At 55.4% G+C, this 19,172-nt stretch carries 18 protein-coding genes; 10 read left to right on the forward strand and 8 right to left on the reverse strand.

Translation table 11 applies throughout. The features are described from left to right. The first annotated feature begins 183 nt into the window (after positions 1-183). The 8 genes from VAE55_RS00305 to VAE55_RS00340 all read left to right on the forward strand — a co-directional run bounded on the left by VAE55_RS00305 (position 184) and on the right by VAE55_RS00340 (position 7,303). A complete protein-coding gene (locus VAE55_RS00305; protein WP_287156445.1) occupies positions 184-480 on the forward strand; it encodes a hypothetical protein in 297 nt (98 codons plus the stop codon). A gap of 78 nt (positions 481-558) precedes the next feature. Then, positions 559-924 carry a roadblock/LC7 domain-containing protein gene (locus VAE55_RS00310; protein ID WP_322813837.1) on the forward strand — a complete coding sequence of 122 codons (366 nt, stop codon included), beginning with the start codon at positions 559-561 and terminating at the stop codon, positions 922-924. Between the two features lie 71 nt (positions 925-995). Then, positions 996-1,490, forward strand: coding sequence for a roadblock/LC7 domain-containing protein (locus VAE55_RS00315; RefSeq protein WP_012257927.1), 495 nt, complete (start codon positions 996-998; stop codon positions 1,488-1,490). A gap of 66 nt (positions 1,491-1,556) precedes the next feature. Then, positions 1,557-2,144 (forward strand): GTP-binding protein, encoded by a 588-nt coding sequence (locus VAE55_RS00320; RefSeq protein ID WP_012257926.1) that lies wholly within the window; start codon positions 1,557-1,559, stop codon positions 2,142-2,144. A gap of 48 nt (positions 2,145-2,192) precedes the next feature. Further along, complete coding sequence (locus VAE55_RS00325; RefSeq protein WP_322813838.1) at positions 2,193-2,993, forward strand: DUF4388 domain-containing protein; 801 nt, start codon at positions 2,193-2,195, stop codon at positions 2,991-2,993. Positions 2,994-3,083: 90 nt separating this feature from the next. Then, entirely contained in the window at positions 3,084-4,601 is a 1,518-nt protein-coding gene (gene purH / locus VAE55_RS00330; RefSeq protein WP_322813839.1) for a bifunctional phosphoribosylaminoimidazolecarboxamide formyltransferase/IMP cyclohydrolase, read from the forward strand. 58 nt (positions 4,602-4,659) lie between these two features. Beyond that, the gene (gene hisIE, locus VAE55_RS00335) at positions 4,660-5,277 is read left to right on the forward strand and encodes a bifunctional phosphoribosyl-AMP cyclohydrolase/phosphoribosyl-ATP diphosphatase HisIE (RefSeq protein ID WP_322813840.1); all 618 of its coding nucleotides are present in this window, start codon (positions 4,660-4,662) and stop codon (positions 5,275-5,277) included. A gap of 25 nt (positions 5,278-5,302) precedes the next feature. Next, on the forward strand, positions 5,303-7,303 hold the full coding sequence (locus VAE55_RS00340) for a response regulator (protein ID WP_322813841.1): 2,001 nt from the start codon (positions 5,303-5,305) through the stop codon (positions 7,301-7,303). Positions 7,304-7,306: 3 nt separating this feature from the next. Here the strand turns inward: VAE55_RS00340 and rimM are convergent, their stop codons facing one another. The 4 genes from rimM to ffh all read right to left on the reverse strand — a co-directional run bounded on the left by rimM (position 7,307) and on the right by ffh (position 9,898). Then, a complete protein-coding gene (rimM, locus tag VAE55_RS00345) occupies positions 7,307-7,816 on the reverse strand; it encodes a ribosome maturation factor RimM (RefSeq protein ID WP_322813842.1) in 510 nt (169 codons plus the stop codon). 63 nt (positions 7,817-7,879) lie between these two features. After that, complete coding sequence (locus VAE55_RS00350; protein WP_012257920.1) at positions 7,880-8,107, reverse strand: KH domain-containing protein; 228 nt, start codon at positions 8,105-8,107, stop codon at positions 7,880-7,882. Positions 8,108-8,129: 22 nt separating this feature from the next. After that, a complete protein-coding gene (gene rpsP / locus VAE55_RS00355; RefSeq protein WP_287156458.1) occupies positions 8,130-8,399 on the reverse strand; it encodes a 30S ribosomal protein S16 in 270 nt (89 codons plus the stop codon). 146 nt (positions 8,400-8,545) lie between these two features. Continuing rightward, positions 8,546-9,898 (reverse strand): signal recognition particle protein, encoded by a 1,353-nt coding sequence (ffh, locus tag VAE55_RS00360; RefSeq protein ID WP_322813843.1) that lies wholly within the window; start codon positions 9,896-9,898, stop codon positions 8,546-8,548. 179 nt (positions 9,899-10,077) lie between these two features. Between ffh and VAE55_RS00365 the strand changes: the two genes are divergently transcribed. Further along, the gene (locus tag VAE55_RS00365) at positions 10,078-12,513 is read left to right on the forward strand and encodes a hypothetical protein (protein ID WP_322813844.1); all 2,436 of its coding nucleotides are present in this window, start codon (positions 10,078-10,080) and stop codon (positions 12,511-12,513) included. Then, the gene (locus VAE55_RS00370) at positions 12,510-13,037 is read left to right on the forward strand and encodes a hypothetical protein (protein ID WP_322813845.1); all 528 of its coding nucleotides are present in this window, start codon (positions 12,510-12,512) and stop codon (positions 13,035-13,037) included. Before VAE55_RS00365 ends, VAE55_RS00370 begins: the two co-directional genes overlap by 4 nt. A 481-nt stretch (positions 13,038-13,518) precedes the next feature. Here the strand turns inward: VAE55_RS00370 and VAE55_RS00375 are convergent, their stop codons facing one another. The 4 genes from VAE55_RS00375 to rpsO form a co-directional block, all read right to left on the reverse strand. After that, entirely contained in the window at positions 13,519-15,210 is a 1,692-nt protein-coding gene (locus VAE55_RS00375) for a RecQ family ATP-dependent DNA helicase (protein WP_322813846.1), read from the reverse strand. Between the two features lie 189 nt (positions 15,211-15,399). Beyond that, positions 15,400-16,251 (reverse strand): alpha/beta hydrolase, encoded by an 852-nt coding sequence (locus VAE55_RS00380; RefSeq protein ID WP_322813847.1) that lies wholly within the window; start codon positions 16,249-16,251, stop codon positions 15,400-15,402. Positions 16,252-16,367: 116 nt separating this feature from the next. Continuing rightward, entirely contained in the window at positions 16,368-18,635 is a 2,268-nt protein-coding gene (gene pnp / locus VAE55_RS00385; RefSeq protein ID WP_322813848.1) for a polyribonucleotide nucleotidyltransferase, read from the reverse strand. A 238-nt stretch (positions 18,636-18,873) separates the two neighbouring features. Continuing rightward, positions 18,874-19,143 carry a 30S ribosomal protein S15 gene (gene rpsO / locus VAE55_RS00390; RefSeq protein WP_012257912.1) on the reverse strand — a complete coding sequence of 90 codons (270 nt, stop codon included), beginning with the start codon at positions 19,141-19,143 and terminating at the stop codon, positions 18,874-18,876. Positions 19,144-19,172: the final 29 nt, after the last annotated feature.

Below are 19,172 nucleotides of genomic sequence, written 5' to 3' on the forward strand. Positions count from 1 at the left end.
ACTGTGAACCAACACCATTACGACGAAATCCCTCACCAGACAGGTATCGGCAGCGCAGTGGATGGTAACAGGCGGCAAGAATACAGAAAAGCCTGTTTCTGGTAACGAGTACAGTGATCAGAAGCAGAAACAGACCGGTACCGGGCAGGCCAAAGTCCGCCAGTTTGTGGCGAGGAGATCGGCATGAAGGTAAATCTGAGCAGCAAACGTGCCCAGAAGCTGATTCGTGAACACAGACTGACTCCCGAAGAGATACAGCAGATCGTTGCGGCAGCCAGGATCAATCTCGCCACCTTTGATCCCGACTACCGGGCCAACGTCACCCAAATTGCCGATGAATTACAAAAGAGCCGGCCAACCATCTATGGTTGGGCCGATCGGGCGCTGGCGGCAACCATCCATTCATTGCGCAACATTCGTACCGGGCGACCGCCGAAAGATCGAGAGCGGAATAACCTGAGTGGTGATATTGGGTCCTAAATGGAAACGGATTGGTTCAACGACGGTGTATAATAGATACCAGTGCGCGGATGTGTTCCGGCGCAAGAGCGAGGCAGCATGAGCAGTGAGCTGAAAGAGCTTCTAACCAGGTTTCGCATGGTCGAGAGTGTCGAAGCCGCCGCAGTAGTGGCAACTGACGGCCTGCTGATCGAGAGCATTGCCCGACCCGGTGTCGATATCGACGCCATCGGTGCGGTTGCTTCAAACGGTCTGGCGATGGCTGATGCCCTGGGGCGTGAAGTCGCCAAAGGTAGCACAGTAGAGGCAGTCCTCGAATACGAAGACGGCCTGGTCATCATTGAACCGATCAGCAGCGATGCTATGCTCTTGCTGCTCACCAACTCCCGTGACGATCTCGGTTTGCTGCGGTTTCTCGCTGCCAAACATCGTGACGAGATGATCGATGCGCTCAGCGCAATTTAGCAGTGGTATGTTATAATTCTGGAAAGTAACGCATCGACACCCGCCACTCTCAGACGTGAAGGTAGGCTGCGATGGATCCTCAGTTGACAAGTATCATCGTGCCCTCGGAAGAGATCGCTCATATTGAAGAGTGTCTCTCCCGCCTGGTGGAAGACACCGGCAGCGACTATGCACTGCTCCTCGACAAAAGTGGTCAGGTCATCTCCTCGAAAGGTGATGGCGACCGGCAAGACATCACCGCCCTTGGCGCCCTAATTGCCGGCGTCTTTGCTTCCTCGCGGGAAGTGGCCAAACTTTTGCGCGAACGTGACTTTCGGGCATCCTTTCAGCAAGGTGTGCGCGAAAATATCTTTATCGCCTTGATCGAAGAGCAGTGGATTTTGTGTATCATCTTCAACAAGGGCACCCACATTGGACTGGTAAAGGTTCTTACCAAGAAGGCAACCGATGAACTGGCTGCCGTGCTCGAACGGGTACGCCAGCAGCACAAGGCCCGTGATGAAGTGCTCGGTTCGGCTTTCCGTACATCGATGGAAGATACCATTGATCTGCTGTTCCGCGATTAACCGCGCTTCTACCCTGCTGATTGGTCGCGTCGGTGCCTGGTGCCGACCGGCTTCGCGAGAGAATCTATGGCTCTGATCAATGTCGCTGCACGTGAAATACATTGTAAGATTGTTTATTACGGCCCTGGGATGTGCGGCAAAACGACTAATTTGCAGTACATCCACAGTCAAGTCCCCAAAGAGGTCAAGGGCGATCTGCTCTCGATTGCCACCGAAACCGAACGTACCCTCTTCTTTGACTTTTTGCCCCTTGATCTAGGTAAGGTGCGCGGTTTCCAGACCCGTTTTCATCTGTATACCGTGCCCGGCCAGGTACTGTACGAACGCACCCGAGTCGCCGTTCTTAACGGGGCTGATGGCGTGGTCTTCGTTGCCGACTCACATAAGAATAAGATGCAGGAAAACATCAATAGCCTGCGTGAGTTGGCCCAAAATATTACCCGTCAGAATAAACGCTTCGCCGATTTCCCGATTGTGTTGCAGTATAACAAGCGTGATCTACCGCCTGATGTCCTGGCTCCAGTGGCAATGATGGATCACTTCCTAGGTGTGACTAAGATGAATTGGCCGCGGATCGAGGCTATCGCAACCAAAGGCGTGGGGGTCTTCGAGACGTTGCGAGCGATTAGTCGGGTCGTGATTAGTAAGCTGTGATGTTGCCAAGGGCAATATGACAAACACGAGACAAGGTGAGGGACAGCTATGGCGCTGGCAGGCGATTTGAGCGAGTTTTCGCTCACTGACCTCATCCAGCTGTTGCAACTGAGTAAGAAGACCGGCGGTGTTGAGATTGATGGCCGGCGAGGAACCCAGAAGCTGACCGGCTGGATCTTCTTTCGCGATGGAAAAATTGTTGACGCGAAACTGTCCGGTCTGGAACCACTGGAAGCAGTGTACACATTTTTCACGGTCACAAGTGGGCCGTTTCGCTTTCACGAGGGTGTGACATCGCCCCAGACGACAATTACTGCCAGTAATGAGTCGATTATTATGGAGGGTGTCCATCGCCAGGAGACGTGGTCACAGCAGCAAACAACAACCCCTACGCTTGCGATGGTGCCGCGTCTGGTACCCAATCCGGCTTCGGGTAACGTTGAGATCAGCCTCAACGCTGAAGAGTGGCGTGTCCTGACGATGATCAACGGCAAACATACCGTTGGTCAGATTGCCCAACGCAGCGGTCTCGGTGAAGCCCGTACCTGTGAGATTATTGCTAAACTAATGCAGAGTGGTCTTATCGAGCGCCGCGAAGCTACTGCTGGCGAATCGCTCGCTCCAGAATTTGAGCAGATCGCTGCCGGGTATCTCGGTGCCGGCGCAAATGTGTTACTTCAGGAAGCCTATCGCATCGCCGGAGTCATTGATCCTGCACGCGCCTCCGCCGCCGAGATGCTGGCAGCCGCCGATGCCTTTGAAGCTGAAGCCCGTCGTCTGATCGGGGCCGACCGGGCCAGTCAGGCTGCTGCTCAGTTGCGCGAACGGGCCCGTGAGTTGCTCGTTTGATCTGTGGTACAATGGGGCTACGCGACCCTGCCCGTCGCTGCGGGCAGGGTTTCACTTTGGGTTGTCTCTGTGATTGGTGAGGAGCGTGTTGTGCGCGCATTGATGAGCGTCTACGATAAGACGGGGATTGTCGAGTTTGCTCAGACTCTCCACAATCTTGGGATTGAGATTATCTCAACCGGTCAAACCCAACGTGTATTACGTGAAGCAGGTGTCCCGGCTCTGCCTGTCAGTGAAGTCACCGGTTTTCCCGAAATTCTTGATGGCCGGGTGAAAACGCTCCATCCTGCAATTCACGCCGGCTTGCTGGCGCGCCGTGATGTGCCAGCTCATATGGCCGAACTGGCTGCCCATAATCTACAACCGATTGATCTAGTTGTAGTAAACCTCTACCCCTTTGCAGCAACTATTGCCCACCCCGATGTGACAATGGCTGAAGCGCAAGAGCAGATTGACATCGGCGGTGTTGCGTTACTGCGGGCGGCGGCCAAGAATTTCCCGGCAGTGCTGGTACTGATCGATCCGGCCGACTATGCCGGCGTGATCGATAGCTTACGCGCCGGCGATGTGCCATTGAGTGAACGACAGCGCCTGGCCGCGAAGGCGTTTGCCCACACCGCCGAGTACGATGCGACCATTGCCGCATATCTCCGCACCGAACCACTGCCCGATGTGCTGCCGCTGGCCTGGCGAAAATATCAGCCTCTGCGCTACGGCGAAAATCCTCACCAGGCGGCTGCACTGTATGGTAATTTTGGAGCGTTCTTCCATCAGTTGCACGGCAAAGAGCTAAGTTATAACAATATTCTTGATACCGCAGCCGCGCAGGAGTTGATTGAAGAGTTTCCGGCGCCTGACGCGGCTGCTGTTGCCATCATTAAACATACCAATCCGTGTGGTGTGGCGATTGCTGCCGATCTCCGTAGTGCCTGGGAAGCAGCATTTGCCACCGACCGCGAAGCTCCGTTCGGAGGCATTATTGCGGTCAACCGACCAGTCGATATCGCGTTTGCCGAAGCGGTAGATGAAATCTTCTCGGAAATCATTATCGCACCTGATTTTGCCCCCGATGCCCTGGCCTTGCTCCGGCGCAAGAAGAATCGGCGGCTGCTGCAAAGCGTGCGCCCGATCACCGGTGCTGATCGCTGGCAATTGCGGAGCGTTCCCGGCGGTGTGTTGGTGCAAGAACCTGATCATGCTCCTCTGATTGCTGAAGAGTGGCGTGTCGTTACCAAACGGGCCCCAACCGATGCTGAAGCTGCGGCGCTCCGCTTCGCCTGGCGCGTAGTAAAACACGTGAAGTCGAATGCTATCGTGTATGCAGCGCATGACCGTACTCTCGGCATCGGTGCCGGCCAGATGAGCCGGGTAGATAGCTCGCGCCTAGCCGTCTGGAAAGCCCAACAGGCCGGGATCGATCTGCGGGACAGTGTAGTGGCAAGCGATGCACTCTTTCCCTTTGCCGATGGTGTTGAAGCGGCCATTGCTGCCGGTGCTACAGCCATTATTCAGCCCGGTGGCTCGGTACGCGACGAAGAGGTGATCGCTGCGGCTGATGCCGCCGGTGCCGCGATGGTCTTTACCGGACGCCGCCATTTCCGCCATTAGATACACCGACAACCGTTACATAGCGGCCTTACAGAATATAGGGAGGTACACCGGACGCATGGTGTCCATAAGTGATACAGAACTACTACCAGCTATCGTACAACATGCCCGCAGCGGCGAAGTGTTGATGCTGGGCTATATGAATAAAGAGGCGCTAACGGCCACACTCACCAGCGGCTACGTCACATTTTATAGCCGCTCACGCCAGCGCCTGTGGCGTAAAGGTGAGACAAGTGGCAACACCTTACGACTCGTCGAGATTCGGCAGGATTGTGATGGCGATGCCTTGTTAGTCCTGGCAGAACCGGCCGGCCCAACTTGTCATACGGGCCGGCCTGGTTGTTTCTTCCGCGATCTCGATGAAACGGAAGTTTCCGGGCCGGTACCGCTAGTCGCCATTCTGGCACGTCTGGCGGATCGAATCCAGGCCCGCCGCGATTCTACACCAGGCGAGTCCTACACCGCTAAACTACTCCACGGCGGTGTTGATCGGATCGGCAAGAAGATCGGCGAGGAAGCAGCCGAAGTAATTATTGCCGCCAAAAATGGGGACCCGGCAGAGATCGCCTACGAATTGGCCGATCTCATTTACCATAGCCTGGTGTTACTTGAACAACAAGGAATGACAGCAGAAGCGGTGTGGGCTGAACTGGCCCGTCGCTATAGCTCCTCGTAATCACTGGAGATTGCGGGATAACCGTATGAGTAGTTGGGCTGGCCACGTATTGGTTGTCGATGACGATCCGCAGTTACGCGACCTGTGTCGGCAAACGCTGGCACGGGCCGGGTTTGTTGTAACAACGGCTGCTGATGTCACGACAGCGTTGGAGGCGATGGAACAAACGGCGTTTGATCTGGTTATGGTCGATCTGATCATGCCAGGGATGAATGGTCGCCAACTACTCGAATTGATCCGATCACGTGACATCAGTGTGCCCATTTTGATCGTCAGCGGCGCTGCTTCTATCGAGCAGATTTCCTATGCCATGCGCCTGGGTGCCCGTGGCCTGTTGATCAAACCATTCCGCGCCCAGGAATTGGCCGATATAGCCCGCGAGCTGGTTGCCAAACGGCAGGCCATCCGGGTCAGTGATCGCCTGGCTGCGTTGCGCCCACTGTTGCAGATCAGTCAGCATCTGTTGACCGAGCTTGATCAGTCACGCCTGTACGCCTTGATTATCGAAACGGTACGGGTTGAGGTGCATGCTGAACGCGCTTCACTCATGCTGTTGGAACCGGATGAACAGGCTCTCCGCATTGTGGCTTGTACCGGCTTGCCTGACACAGTCGGTATTGGTGCCCTGATACCGGTAGCCAGGAGTATCTCTGGATGGGTAGTTCGCCATCGCCAGCCCCTGCTGATCGATCAGCACCTTGTCTCATCACCCTGGTATAAAGAACTCAAGCCTCATCTCCTGGCCCCTGAACTGACTACCGCGTTGTCGGTACCAATTATGGCCGGTGAGCGTGTGCTTGGTGTGCTTAACGCAGCAAAAGCGACGCTCGATGCAGCCTTTACGGCTGCTGATCAAGAACTATTACAACTGCTCGCCGGACAGGCAGCCGTGGCGATTGAGAATGCCCGGTTGTACAGTGAGGTCTTGCGTTCCGAAGAGCGCTATCGCGCACTCCTCCGCCATGCCAACGATGCAGTCTTGCTGCTCGATGCAACCGGGATGAACGTTCTCGATGCCAATTTAGCGTTGACCCGCCTGTCGGGGTATCCTGGAGAGGAGATACTGCGGCTCAATCCTTGCCGCTTGTTGCCAACCTTGCCTGCTCTGTTGAGCACGGCGGTCAACGGTCGCAGTGAACACAGTGAAATCGAAACGACACTCTGTACCGCCGATGGTCATGAGACTGCGGTGGCCGTGAGTGTCAGTGTAGTGCCTGATGGCGATCAACGCCTCTTTCTGGTTCTTACCCGCGACATTAGCGAGCGACAGCGTCTGGCCCGTGAACTTGCTCAGGCCGAAAAACTTGCTGCGATTGGCCGTCTGGCTACTGCGATGGCTCATGAGATTAATAATCCACTGCAAGCGCTTTCAAGTACAATCCACCTCTTACAGCACTCCGATCTATCACCAGAACGACGCGATCTCTACCTGACCAAGGCTGCTGCTGAACTTGATGGGTTAATTCAGCGCGTGCAACGTATTCTCGACATCTCACGCCCGAACCTCGACGGCCGTCGCCCGGTTGATCTCAATCAAGTCGTGATCGATGTGATAGCAGCGTATCGCCAGACCCTGATCGCTCGCAACATTCGATATGTTGGTGAACTGACCTCGACGCTGCCGTGGGTCACAGCCGTCATCAGTCATCTGAAACAGGTGTGTCAGACATTAGTCCAAAATGCCATCGAGGCCATGCCAGAAGGTGGCACGCTCCGCATCCGCACCTATCTGCGTCCACCAGACGGTGAACCTGACCGGGCATCCTTCTGGCGTGCCGGCGGTGGTTCGCGCCAGTTTCCTTCTGAGCAGGCGGTTGTGTTGGAGATCAGTGATACCGGGGTGGGCATTGCCCAGGAAGAGGTACCCAAGATTTTTGAACCGTTTTACTCGACACGCTTTGACGGGCTAGGAATAGGTTTGTCGCTCTGCTACAGTATCGTGGATTTTCACGGTGGTGAATTATGGGTGCGTTCACAACCTGAGCAGGGGACAACCTTTAGAGTTATTCTACCGATTGCCCAGTAAGGTTCAATCGAGTAAACCGGCAATTGGGCGGATAACCAGGCGTCGTTCACCGCCATCAATTGCCACAATAAAATCACGAACCATCGGTACCAGCGCATCAGGGCGTCCGCGACGGGTAATCACCACGATCTCACCGGCACCGGTTTCGAGAATATCGCGTACCTCACCAATATCTTCGCCACTGTCAGTAACTGCCTGCATCCCGATCACATCGTGATAGAAGAACTCATCTGCGGCGAGGGGGGCGGCATCAGCCGCAGCAATGTAGACTTCTTCACCGCGCAAATCAGCCGCTGCATCCCGATCCGTGATCGTTTGTAATTGAATAATGAGCAGCCCCGGTTTATGCATGTAGAGGCGCGAAACCTGGTGCGGAATACGTTTCGACCCGATAAAGACGGTGCGCAGATGGCGAATCAGATGTTCAGGATGACTGGAGATAGCATGCAACCTAATCTGACCACGCACACCAAAGGGTGCACCCAAAGCACCAATATAGAGCAGATCGTCCATAACAACCCACAACAAAGCAACCGATCGGCGCAAACGGCCGACCGGTTGCCGATGTCTACCGGCTTATTCGATATCGACGTGTACGCGCTTCTTTTGGCGAGCTGCTGCGACACCCATCAGATCACGAATTGCCTTTGCCACCCGTCCATTGCGCCCAATGACTTTACCGGTCTCGGATGGTGCAACCGACAAATGATACGTAATCGTGAACCGCCCGCTGCGTTCCTTAATGCGAACCGCTTCAGGCGTATCAACCAGATTGCGAGCGATATATTCGAGGAGCGCCTTCATCGAAGCTCCCTCCACTGTAGAACTAGGCTTCGGCAATGACCTTGCCCTGCTCGTCGAGAACATTAACCCGCTTCAGCAACTTCACCACAACGTCGGTCGGTTGGGCACCAACACCAAGCCAGTACCGGGCACGGTCGGCCTTGATCTCCAAAACCTTCGGCTGACGGGTTGGCAGATAGTAGCCAATAGTCTCGATAAACTTACCATCGCGCGGCGAGCGCGAATCAGCAACTACAATGCGATAGCTCGGCTGTTTAGTCTTGCCGGTGCGGCGCAGACGAATTTTAACCATAGGTTGTATCATTCCTCACACTCAAACCAACAATAACGCACTAGCTCTATAGTATAGCACAAAATAAGCTTCGCGTTGCAAGTATCTCAGCAACATGGCCCATTAACTATAACCATCATGTACGGATCACCTGTCAACACCCTGTCTTAGCGCAAGCGACGCAGCAGTTCATTTGGATCGATATCACCGCGGCCTTTGCCACCCTTACCGGCCAGTTGTTTCATCATGCGCTGCATCTGTTGAAACTGCTTGACCAATTGACTGACCTCTTGCACCGAAGTGCCACTGCCACGAGCGATGCGCTCACGTCGACTCCCCTTGATGATCTCCGGTCGTCGTCGCTCTTCAGGGGTCATCGAGTAGATAATGGCTTCAACTCGCTTGACATGGCGCTCATCAAGCAGCTCTTCATTCCGGGCTAATTGATTGAGACCGGGAATCATCGCAATAATTTGCTGCAACGGTCCCAATTTGCGCATCTGGTGGAGTGAATTGAGAAAGTCCTCGAAGTCGAATTCACCCTTGCTGAGACGCTTCTGCATCTTCTTCGCCTGCTCGGCGTCGTAGAGCTGTTCGGCGCGTTCAATCAGTGATAACACATCACCCATGCCAAGAATGCGTGACGCCAGTCGATCAGGGTGGAAGACTTCGAGTGTATTACCATCAACCTTCTCGCCGGTCGAGAGAAATTTGATCGGCACACCGGTCACAGCACGAACCGACAGCGCTGCACCACCCCGCGCATCGCCGTCCATCTTGGTCATCACCACGCCGGTTAGCTTGACACGCTGATTGAACGTCTCAGCCACACGCACCGCTTCCTGACCGGTCATGGCATCAACGACCAGCAACCGCTCGATAGGATGCACCCGATTCTCAATCTGCTCCAGCTCTTGCATGAGCGGCTCGTCGATCTGAAGCCGACCGGCAGTGTCAATAATGACCACATTAAACAGTTCCTTACGGGCATGTTCAAGTGCGTGCTCGGCAATATCCGGCGGGCTGGCCTGTGTGCCTTCGCTGTACACCGGAATGTTGAGCTGCCGACCCAATGCCTGTAATTGCGTAATGGCCGCCGGACGATAGACATCAGCCGCGACCAGCAAGACCCGCTTACCCTTTTTGCGCAAATGGAGCGCTAGTTTGGCAGCTAATGTTGTTTTACCGGTACCCTGCAAACCCACCAGCATGATCACTGTCGGACCAGGGCGCACCTCTTGCAGAGGAACGTTTTCTGTACCCAACAGGTTAATCAATTCTTGATGAACGATCTTGATTACCTGTTGATGTGGAGTCAGGCTTTTGGTGACCTCTTCGCCAATAGCCTGCTCGGTCACTTTAGCCACAAACTCTTTGACGACCCGAAAGTTAACGTCGGCTTCAAGCAGGGCCAGGCGCACCTGCTTCATCGCCTCACGGACATCATCTTCGGTGAGACGACCCTTACTGCCTAGTTTTTGAAAAACGGCCTGTAAGCGATCAGAAAGACTTTCAAACATAGCCGGTACTCGTTTCGTTGTGACTTGCTACGATCAGTATTCTTGCTGTTAGCATTGTACGGGTGAGCAGCGCTGGCGTCAATGTTATCTGGAACCGAACCTTGCGTGCGTCGCTTGTGGTTCTTGTGAGGTCTGGTGCTGAGTCAGGTCCCAACCACTTCTGGTATAATCGCTATAGTATGCAATCACTTGAGATTCATGCAGCTCACCGTGTTGCGGTGGCCGGAACAATTATCACAAACAGTACACGAGCGCTCGTCGTAACACCTGCTCCTCACCAGCAAGTGGCGGTTACGTGCGGTCAGCTTTTTGTGTTATGTGAACCGATAGGCCCTGTTGAGCGTGCTGAACATGCCTGCCGAATTGTCACCCGAAGCATTCGCCACACCTTCTACGAGAGCGAAGCTACCAGCGCGGCATCGGCATTGCGCATAGCAATCGTCAATGCCAACAAAGCGTTGTATCAGGATAACATGCGACATTCGCCGGCCCGTCGTATGACCGTCGGCGTTACTGCAATTGCCCAGCTCGGCAACGATCTCTTTATCGCCCAGGTGCAACCGGCCCAGGTTTTCTTGCGTTGCAGCGGAAAACTGCGTGCTATTCCCACGCATCCGTCCTGGGATCCGGCTCAGGTGAATGCAGCACAGATTGCGCTCACTAACGCTCTGGGATCAAGTCTGTTTGTTGAACCAGAGTTCTTTCGCGCCGTCGTACAGCCAGGTGATGCTGTGTTGTTGAGTAGCAGCACCCTGATCGGTCGCTTCGATCCACCAACAATGGCAGCACTCCTGGCCCAGGCAGATGCTGCTGCAATCATCGATACGGCTCACGCTCGCATCGCCGACTTGCCATCAGCCGAACTGCTGGCTTTCACTGTTCACGAACCGGCCCCACGACCAACACCATTGCCAACACCTTCTGCATATCAGACGCAACCGGATAAGAGACAGATCGCAGTTGCAACCGAATCGAAAGCCGATCCACTCTTCACCCTACCACCACAACCAGCTTTTACGCCGAATCCACCGCCACGTCCCGCCCCTATCGATCTTGGCGAACCGCTGGCGGAACGGATTGTACGACAGACTGCACCGTTACCTCCGTCGAGTGTTTTAGGCGAGGACCTACCTCAACCACCCCCGATTGATCTGGGGGACACCTTCGCCAATGGTCAACCGTATGGCCTTCGGCATCCTATACGGCCACCAGACACTATGACGTGGAGTGAACGACTGGCATGGCCGTGGCTGGCTCTGAGTGACATGGTGCGCGAATGGCGACGTGAGCGACAATTACGACGCAAAGCATTGACAATCAGTAGTTATGTGCCGCGAGGGCGTGGTCTGACCTATCGCCGTACCGCGTTACCGATTCCCTGGCCGTTATTGCTGGTCACTGTGCTGATTGTCGGTGTTGCGATTGTATACGGCATTAACCTCTCGCAGCAGAATAACCTGCAACTGGCGACCGAATATCTGGTCGCGGCTGAAGAACGAGTCGCCGCAGTGCGCACGGCGCCTGATGAGACAACGGCTCGTGAGGCGTTACTCATTGCGCAACAGGCGATTGATGTGGCCCGTGCCAGCCCGGAAATTACGACCACCAATCCGGGGTTGTGGCTACGCTTCAGTGAACTCGAACGCGAGTACGAGCGATTACTGGCGGCGGTTGATCGGGTTTCTTTTCTTGAACCAACCTTGCTGGCAAGTCATCCGTTGCCGAATGGCATCTTTACTACGATTGTTGTACCGCCAGCAATGAGCAGTATCACCGATCCGGCAAACCTGACAGCACTGCGCTATCTATACGCACTGGATAGCGATCCCGATGCCGCCCGCCTCTACCGGATTCCCCGCGACGGCGGTACGCCAGAGCCATATCTCGAACCTGGTCAGACTGTCGGAGCGGCGATAGTCGGCTCTTTACGCGCAGCACTCTGGCGTATCGACCAGGTGGTAGCGATTGATCAGGCTCCAAACGGGTTCGGTTACTATTTTCGCCAGAATGACACCTGGAACTACTCGAAACTGGGAAGTTCCGAAATCTGGATCAATCCTGAACGGCTCGATGTCGAAGAGTATGCCGGTAATCTGTATATCTGGGGTGCCCAGCCCGGTGAAGTGTTAAAATTTTCGTCGGGCCGCTACGGCGATACACCTGAATTCTGGCTCAACCCCGGTGTGACCCGTGATGCTGCTGTCCTTTCGGCAATTGATATGGCGGTTGATGGCAGTATCTACCTGCTACAAAAGAATGGCACAGTGCTGATCTTTAGTTTCGGGCAACTGGTAGGCCAGCTTACCCCCAGCAATGTCTCGCCCTCTATCGCCGAGGTGTCACGGTTTGTGATCACCGGCCCACCTGATGCCGGTTATATCTTTCTGCTCGAACCGGCGCAGGAGCGCATCTTACAGCTTGATAAGCGCACCGGCGAGCTGATCCAGCAACTACGGGTACGCGCCGACAGTAACCTGCGCCTTAGTCAATTGACTGCCCTGAGTGTTGATACAAGCGGCGCTCGTCCGACACTCTACATCGCCAGCGCCGGTGAAATTGTGCGTGCTGAACTCCCTACACCGCCACGAAGCTTTCGCGAAGAAGCCCGCCCATGAAACACGTTATCGTCTGGTGTTGTTTGCTGCTCCTGCTTAGTGGCTGTGGCGCAGCCGATCTGGAAGGAGACATCGGTTTAGGGGGTGTTACTCCTGAAGCTGTGGTCGAGAGCTTTCTTGAGGATTTTAATACCGCTCTGGCCGATCCAATGCTTCGTGAGCCAACCGCCCGCCAGGTGTGGGCGAGCCGCCTGGCAAGTTATTTTGCACCCAGCGAACGCGCCGATCAACGCCTGCTGATGCAGGAGATGCTCAACGGGTTTGTCAATAGTAACGTGCAACCTGCCCGTGGCAGTCGTGCAGAGGTTGTGATTACTTACGACCGTACCCGTGTGCTTCAGGCCGATGATCTGACAGCCCTGGTTGAAGTAGTCAATGGAGTGATTACAGTGCGCTGGCGCGATGCGGAAGATAACGTCATTCTTGAACGCAACGGTGCCCTGCTGCGCTTGATCGGACGCGAAACAAACGGGTTGCCGGTAATTCGGGTTGATGGCCGCTGGTATTTGACCGAAGCCGGTTAGCGTAGCTTTGGAATGCAGCAGCCACGCCGCTGCATCCACCGACCTCCGTACCGGAAGCATGTAGTAACGCCACACCCACTCTACCAAATCTTGATTGATACTGTGTATCACTCCTGATGCCACTCATTGCGGTGCATCAGTCCGGTGATAGCGTTTGCCGCTCGCCGAGGGGTTGATCTGGCACGCACCCGTCCATCACCTGTACCACGGTCGATAAGCTGGAAGCCTGCGCCACGATCCGCACCTCCTCACACGCAGTCAGCCAGACCTGACAGACGTGCTCTGCACGCACATTGTCCCCGTGACCAGTGGGGAAACCGCTGCACCCCGCCCTTGATCGTGATCACGGCTGGCGCAGCAGCGTGGCTGCCACACTCCACACCACGCACCACGGGCAACGGTATCCTCGCCGAACCGTGATCCAACTCCATGGGAGCGGCAACGCCAGTTCGGCGGTTCCACGCTCAGGGACTGACATCACTTAATGCCACTCGCGCCTGCCAACTTTAAGTGCCCGTGATGAGGAGCAGACGTCGCAACCGGTACGACAGGCAGCAAGTTGTTGACCAAAATACGTGACCAGCATCTGGTGTCGGCAACGCTGACTGCGAGCGTAATCGACCATGGCCTCAATCCGCTGCTCATGATATTGCCGGAACCTTTCCAGCCAGCCCTCAACACGCTCGCCTGCGTCGGCTGGCGGTGGCAAGAGTTCAATGAGCGGCAGGCGTAGTCCCGGTCGGTAACGTAGCAGGCCAGAGGCTTGCGCTTCTAACAACACTGCTTCAATGTGAGCTACCGGAATGTTGTGCTGATGGGCAAGGAGCATTAGATCGATTTCAATCGCTTCCCGCGGAAGATGGTGTAACCAGTCTGTGGCAGCTACCGTCCCGGTTCGTTCGACCACTGCTGCCAGTGGCAGGTCGAAATGACGTTTGAGCAGACCTACCTGTTCCAAGACACTGATCCCGACGCGCGTCAGCACTTCACCATCGGTACCAAACTGGGACTGTAACGCATCAAGATCAATCACACCTGCGGGATAGGTGATTGTACGCCTGACTTGACGGTACAACTCACGCAGATTCTCGCGGGTAATTGTCGTTGATTGCAACCAGGTCCGCAATACACGAGCATCACTCTCGCTGAAAAAGAGAATACAGTGCGCCGGCAAGCCATCACGCCCGGCCCGGCCCGCCTCCTGGTAGTAGGCTTCGAGTGAGGCGGGAAGATTGTAGTGAATGACAGCACGAACATCGGCTTTATCAACCCCCATCCCAAACGCGACTGTTGCGACCAGAACCCGCGTCTTTCCGTTCATGAACCGCTCTTGCACACCTGCTCGATCAGGATGCAGAGCGTGATAGTGATCGGCAGCAACACCGGCAGAACGCAGCTCCAGCGCCAGGTCTTCACAAGTCTGGCGTGCACGGGCATACACGATGATTGAGCCATTGATCTTCCGGCAGAGTTCAATCAGACTACGTGCCTTCGACATCCCTGGTCGTACCCGTATCACCTGAAAAAACAGGTTAGGGCGAAAAACAGGAGCCTGAACGACCGCCAGCGGGCCGATCATCGTTTGCAGCGTATGGATCGTATCAGAGGCAGCCGTAGCTGTCACAGCCAGAACTGGCGGTTGACCGAGTTCGTTCATCGCCCGGTTGATGAACAAATAATCAGGGCGAAAATGCTGCCCCCACAAGCTGATACAGTGCGCCTCGTCGATCACAAGACGGGACACGCCACAGTGACGAAGCGCAAAAAGGAATGAGCGTTGTCGCAAGCGTTCGGGAGCGACATAAACCAGCTTGTACTTACCGGCAGCAATCGCCCGTAAGCGGTCGCGCACCTCACCTGTGGTGAGGGTGGAGTTGATGATGGTTGCCCGTTCTTGGACGGCAGGTGGTAACCGGTCTACCTGATCCTTCATTAACGCGATCAAAGGGCTGATCACCACTGTGGACTGTGGTAAAAGCTGGGCCGGTAACTGATAGGTCAACGACTTGCCGGCACCGGTCGGTAAGACGGCCAGTGTCGATTCGCCACGCAATACACAGCCGATAATCTGCTCTTGATGAGGGCGGAACGTACTGAAACCAAACACATCGCGCAAAATGACGGTGGCTTCAGATGGCAGGTTTGAGGTAGAGGGATGTTGCTGAGTGACCATACCAATACCACATGACATAACACTGCCGGCAGCATTTGAGCCGGTGTAGACCGTACATATATATAACCGTCTACACCGCGCAAAGGGTACGCCAGAATCGGGTTTTTCTTCCAACGTCAGAGGAAGGTATCTCGCCGGCGGGTCAAAGCGACAGACAGTGGCACCAGGATGTCACGCATCAGCGCCCATTCAGCGATGAGGGATTGGCTGCGCTAACCAGCGGGCAATCAGCCCGGCCACCTCTTCAGGGCGCTCCATAGGGAGCATATGACCGGCTTCGACTTCAGCAAAGGTAGCGTGCGGCAGCATTCGCTGCAACCGTTGCCAGACCGAATCGGTAATCAGGTCGGATCGTGTCCCCCGCATAATCATGAGTGGGATGCGCAAACGTCGTAAATCACGCCAGGCATCAAGTGGGGAAGACGCAAAAATATGAGCTTCCCAACGTTTTGGCCAGGCCAGTGTGTAGCCCCGGCCATGCGGACGTAACCCACCCTGCAGATATCCTTCGAGCGCGTCAGGGGTAAAATCGGCGAACACCCCACGACCCTGCCAGCGCTGTCGGGCCTCATCAACGCTGGCAAAGTGATCGCGCCGGCGTAAAGCACCCTGAGCCAGGGGAAAGCGGTATCCCTGACCACTCTGACGTAACAACCAGATCAGTATCTGCAAGCGTCGGCGAAAGAGCACTGGATCGATCAACACAATCCGCTGGAAGAGTTCAGGCCGTTCTACTGCGGCGTACAATGTCAGAATACCACCTAGTGAATGGCCAATACCGATCACCGGTTCGCCGGTCACCACCTGAAGATCGGTAATTAAATCAGCAGCCAAATCGCGCCATGTCCCTCCCGGCTGCGCATCCCCATCGACACGCAGCGGACGTGGCCGGTATCCCAAAATGCGCCCAAAGGACGCAAGCCCGGCGGCGAGAGGGACGTAGGCTTCTGGTGGAAAGCCATTGGCAGGCGCGATATGGATGAGACGAGGGCCAGAACCCCCGAGCTCACAATGGGAAAGAAGAGTAGTTTGAGTTGTCATTACAAATCAAAAGCAGAATTTGCAAGCTGCTCACAGACACTCTAACCGCAATGTGAGCCACAAAGCTATTACTGCAATTTCATGCAGAGCTTTGTGGCATCACACCCTCTCTCCATCTAATCATCCCGGCGGCGCGGGCGTGGCCGGTCACCTTCACGGCGCGGTCCACGCAGCTCGTCACGCAGGCTTCGCGGCTCATCGCGACCACCACGCTGTTCTTCGCGTGGACGCGGGCGTGGTGCGGCACCAGCAGCTTTGCGCTCTTCGGGCGTTTCGCCGGTCAGCACTGCCCGTCGACTGAGACTAATCTTCCCGGTGGTGCGATCAATATCGATCACCATCACATTGATTTCATCGCCGAGCGAGACCACATCCTCAACGTTCTCGACCCGCTTTTCATCAAGCTCTGAGACGTGAACCATGCCGTCTTTACCGGGCAAGATATTCACAAACGCCCCAAAAGGCTTAATGCTGACCACTTTACCGAGGAAAATGTCACCAACCTTGGCTTCGCGGGTCAACCCCTCGATCATGCTGATCGCCTGCCTGGCTGCGGCACCATCAGGGGTTGTGATAAAGACACGGCCATCGTCTTCAATATCAATCTGCGCACCGGTCGTCTCGCAGATATTGCGGATCGTCTTACCGCCGGGGCCAATCAGGGCGCCAATCTTATCAACCGGGATCTGGATCGTCATAATGCGCGGTGCATAGATTGACAGCTCTGGCCGTGGGACACTTATCGCCTCATTCATCTTATCAAGAATGAACAGGCGGCCGGCACGGGCCTGAGCAAACGCCTCGCGCATAATCTCATAGGTGATACCGGTTGTCTTGATATCCATCTGCAAACCGGTAACACCTTTTGCCGTACCGGCCACTTTGAAGTCCATATCGCCGAGGGCATCTTCCAGGCCCTGAATATCGGTCAACACGCGCCAGCGACCATCTTCGCCGGTAATCAGACCCATGGCCACACCGGCAACCGGCGCCTTGATCGGCACACCGGCATCCATCAGGCTCAGCGATGAACCACAGACCGACGCCATTGATGACGAGCCATTCGAGGAGAGCACCTCAGATACCAGCCGGATCGTGTAGGGAAAATCCTTCTCATCAGGCAACACGGCGTACAACGAGCGTTCGGCCAGTGCCCCGTGACCAATATCACGCCGTCGTGGTGTCCCAATCCGCCGCACTTCGCCCGTGCTGAATGGCGGGAAATTGTAGTGATGAATGTAGCGTTTGGAAGTCTCGATACCGAGATCGTCCACTTTCTGCTCGTCGCCGGGCGAACCGAGGGTGGTAATCGTCAACACCTGGGTCTGACCGCGGGTAAAGACTGCCGAGCCATGCACGCGCGGGATCACCCCGACTTCGATGCTGATCGGACGAATTTCATCGAGCGCACGGCCATCGACCCGGATACCTTCATCGAGAATAGCGTTACGCACCTCATTTTTCAGGAGCTTCTCAAACGCCTTTGTGACCTCTTTGGTGCGGTTCGCGATCTCTTCTTCCGGTTCATCAGTAGTAAAGTGGGCAATCACTTCAGCCTTCAGCGCTTCCGTTTGAGCTTCACGTTCTTGCTTGATTGGACTGCGTACCGCTTTGCGCAGCCGGTCACCCATCCACGCACTGATGGCCTCTTCGAGCGAGGTGTCAACCACCGGCGACGTGAAGGGACGCTTCGGCTTGCCACAAAGCTGAACCAGTTGCTCTTGCAGATCACAGATCTGCTTGCAGACCGCATGGCCATCAATCACGGCCTGGAGCATCTCGTCTTCGGTCAACTCGTAAGCGCCGGCTTCAACCATCAGCACTGCATCTTTGGTACCGGCCACCACCAGATCGAGCCGGCTATCGGCCATCTCATTCATCTTGGGATTGACCACCAACTGACCGTTCAGATGACCCATCTGCACCGCACCAACCGGGCCAGCGAAGGGAATATCGCTGATACACAGCGCTGCGGAAGCGGCAATAATTGCCAACGGCCCCGGATCGTTCTCCATATCAATCGAGAATGTCGTGATAATGACCTGAACCTCGTTGTAAAAACCTTTGGGGAAAAGCGGCCGCAGGGGGCGGTCGGTCAAACGGGAGATGAGAATAGCCGTTGTGGTAGGACGACCTTCACGCTTGAAGAAATTACCCGGAATTTTGCCGACCGCGTACATCTTCTCTTCGTAATCAACGGTCAGCGGAAAGAAATCGGTTCCTTCACGAGCTTCTTTGGCACAAACGACGGTAGCCAACAGCATCGTATCGCCATACCGTGCAACGACGGCACCATCAGCCTGTTCAGCAAAACGCCCGGCTTCCAGGGTGAGCGTTCGACCAGCAATCTCCGCACTTACCGAATAGATATTCCGTTCTGTCATAAACTCCTACTACTCCTTACCAGATCAGGGTGCCCTTGCACCCAATCAGCGGTATCCGGTCGCCGGTTGCGACCGGTGCGCGGAGTTCGGCACTGGTGTATACGCATGGAGTGTCACACGCGCACGCACCAATCCCGAACCACCGCGCCTGACAACCAACAAGCAAAGAGCGCCGGGCGGCGGATGCCGCTGGCGCTCTGCATACCCTTATCTTACACTGACGGTTGCCTCTATCATACTAGCGACGCAGACCGAGGCGATTAATGACGTTACGATAGCGTTCGCGATCTTTCGATTGCAGATAGTTGAGCAGCCGCCGCCGTCGCCCGACAAGCTTCAACAAACCACGACGCGAGTGGTGATCGTGAGTATGAACGCGAAGATGTTCAATCAACTGGTTGATGCGCTCGGTCAGGAGCGCTACCTGTACTTCGGGCGAACCGGTATCAGTTTCGTGAATCTGATAACCGTTGATGATCTGCGATTTTTCTTCTTTTTCAAGCGCCACGAGCGGTTCCTCCTCGTGTAATCGCGCAC

The organism is Chloroflexus sp. (assembly GCF_034432675.1).
GTDB lineage: Bacteria > Chloroflexota > Chloroflexia > Chloroflexales > Chloroflexaceae > Chloroflexus.

Excerpts from the sequence above, each read along its gene's own strand:
- VAE55_RS00310 (WP_322813837.1), top strand. The coding sequence starts at position 559 with ATGAGCAGTGAGCTGAAAGAGCTTCTAACCAGGTTTCGCATGGTCGAG.
- VAE55_RS00320 (WP_012257926.1), top strand. The coding sequence starts at position 1,557 with ATGGCTCTGATCAATGTCGCTGCACGTGAAATACATTGTAAGATTGTT.
- VAE55_RS00370 (WP_322813845.1), top strand. The coding sequence starts at position 12,510 with ATGAAACACGTTATCGTCTGGTGTTGTTTGCTGCTCCTGCTTAGTGGC.
- VAE55_RS00350 (WP_012257920.1), bottom strand. The coding sequence starts at position 8,107 with ATGAAGGCGCTCCTCGAATATATCGCTCGCAATCTGGTTGATACGCCT.
- VAE55_RS00340 (WP_322813841.1), top strand. The coding sequence starts at position 5,303 with ATGAGTAGTTGGGCTGGCCACGTATTGGTTGTCGATGACGATCCGCAG.
- VAE55_RS00315 (WP_012257927.1), top strand. The coding sequence starts at position 996 with ATGGATCCTCAGTTGACAAGTATCATCGTGCCCTCGGAAGAGATCGCT.
- VAE55_RS00375 (WP_322813846.1), bottom strand. The coding sequence starts at position 15,210 with ATGGTCACTCAGCAACATCCCTCTACCTCAAACCTGCCATCTGAAGCC.
- rpsP (WP_287156458.1), bottom strand. The coding sequence starts at position 8,399 with ATGGTTAAAATTCGTCTGCGCCGCACCGGCAAGACTAAACAGCCGAGC.
- VAE55_RS00325 (WP_322813838.1), top strand. The coding sequence starts at position 2,193 with ATGGCGCTGGCAGGCGATTTGAGCGAGTTTTCGCTCACTGACCTCATC.
- rimM (WP_322813842.1), bottom strand. The coding sequence starts at position 7,816 with ATGGACGATCTGCTCTATATTGGTGCTTTGGGTGCACCCTTTGGTGTG.
- VAE55_RS00305 (WP_287156445.1), top strand. The coding sequence starts at position 184 with ATGAAGGTAAATCTGAGCAGCAAACGTGCCCAGAAGCTGATTCGTGAA.
- hisIE (WP_322813840.1), top strand. The coding sequence starts at position 4,660 with ATGGTGTCCATAAGTGATACAGAACTACTACCAGCTATCGTACAACAT.
- VAE55_RS00380 (WP_322813847.1), bottom strand. The coding sequence starts at position 16,251 with ATGACAACTCAAACTACTCTTCTTTCCCATTGTGAGCTCGGGGGTTCT.
- pnp (WP_322813848.1), bottom strand. The coding sequence starts at position 18,635 with ATGACAGAACGGAATATCTATTCGGTAAGTGCGGAGATTGCTGGTCGA.
- VAE55_RS00365 (WP_322813844.1), top strand. The coding sequence starts at position 10,078 with ATGCAATCACTTGAGATTCATGCAGCTCACCGTGTTGCGGTGGCCGGA.
- ffh (WP_322813843.1), bottom strand. The coding sequence starts at position 9,898 with ATGTTTGAAAGTCTTTCTGATCGCTTACAGGCCGTTTTTCAAAAACTA.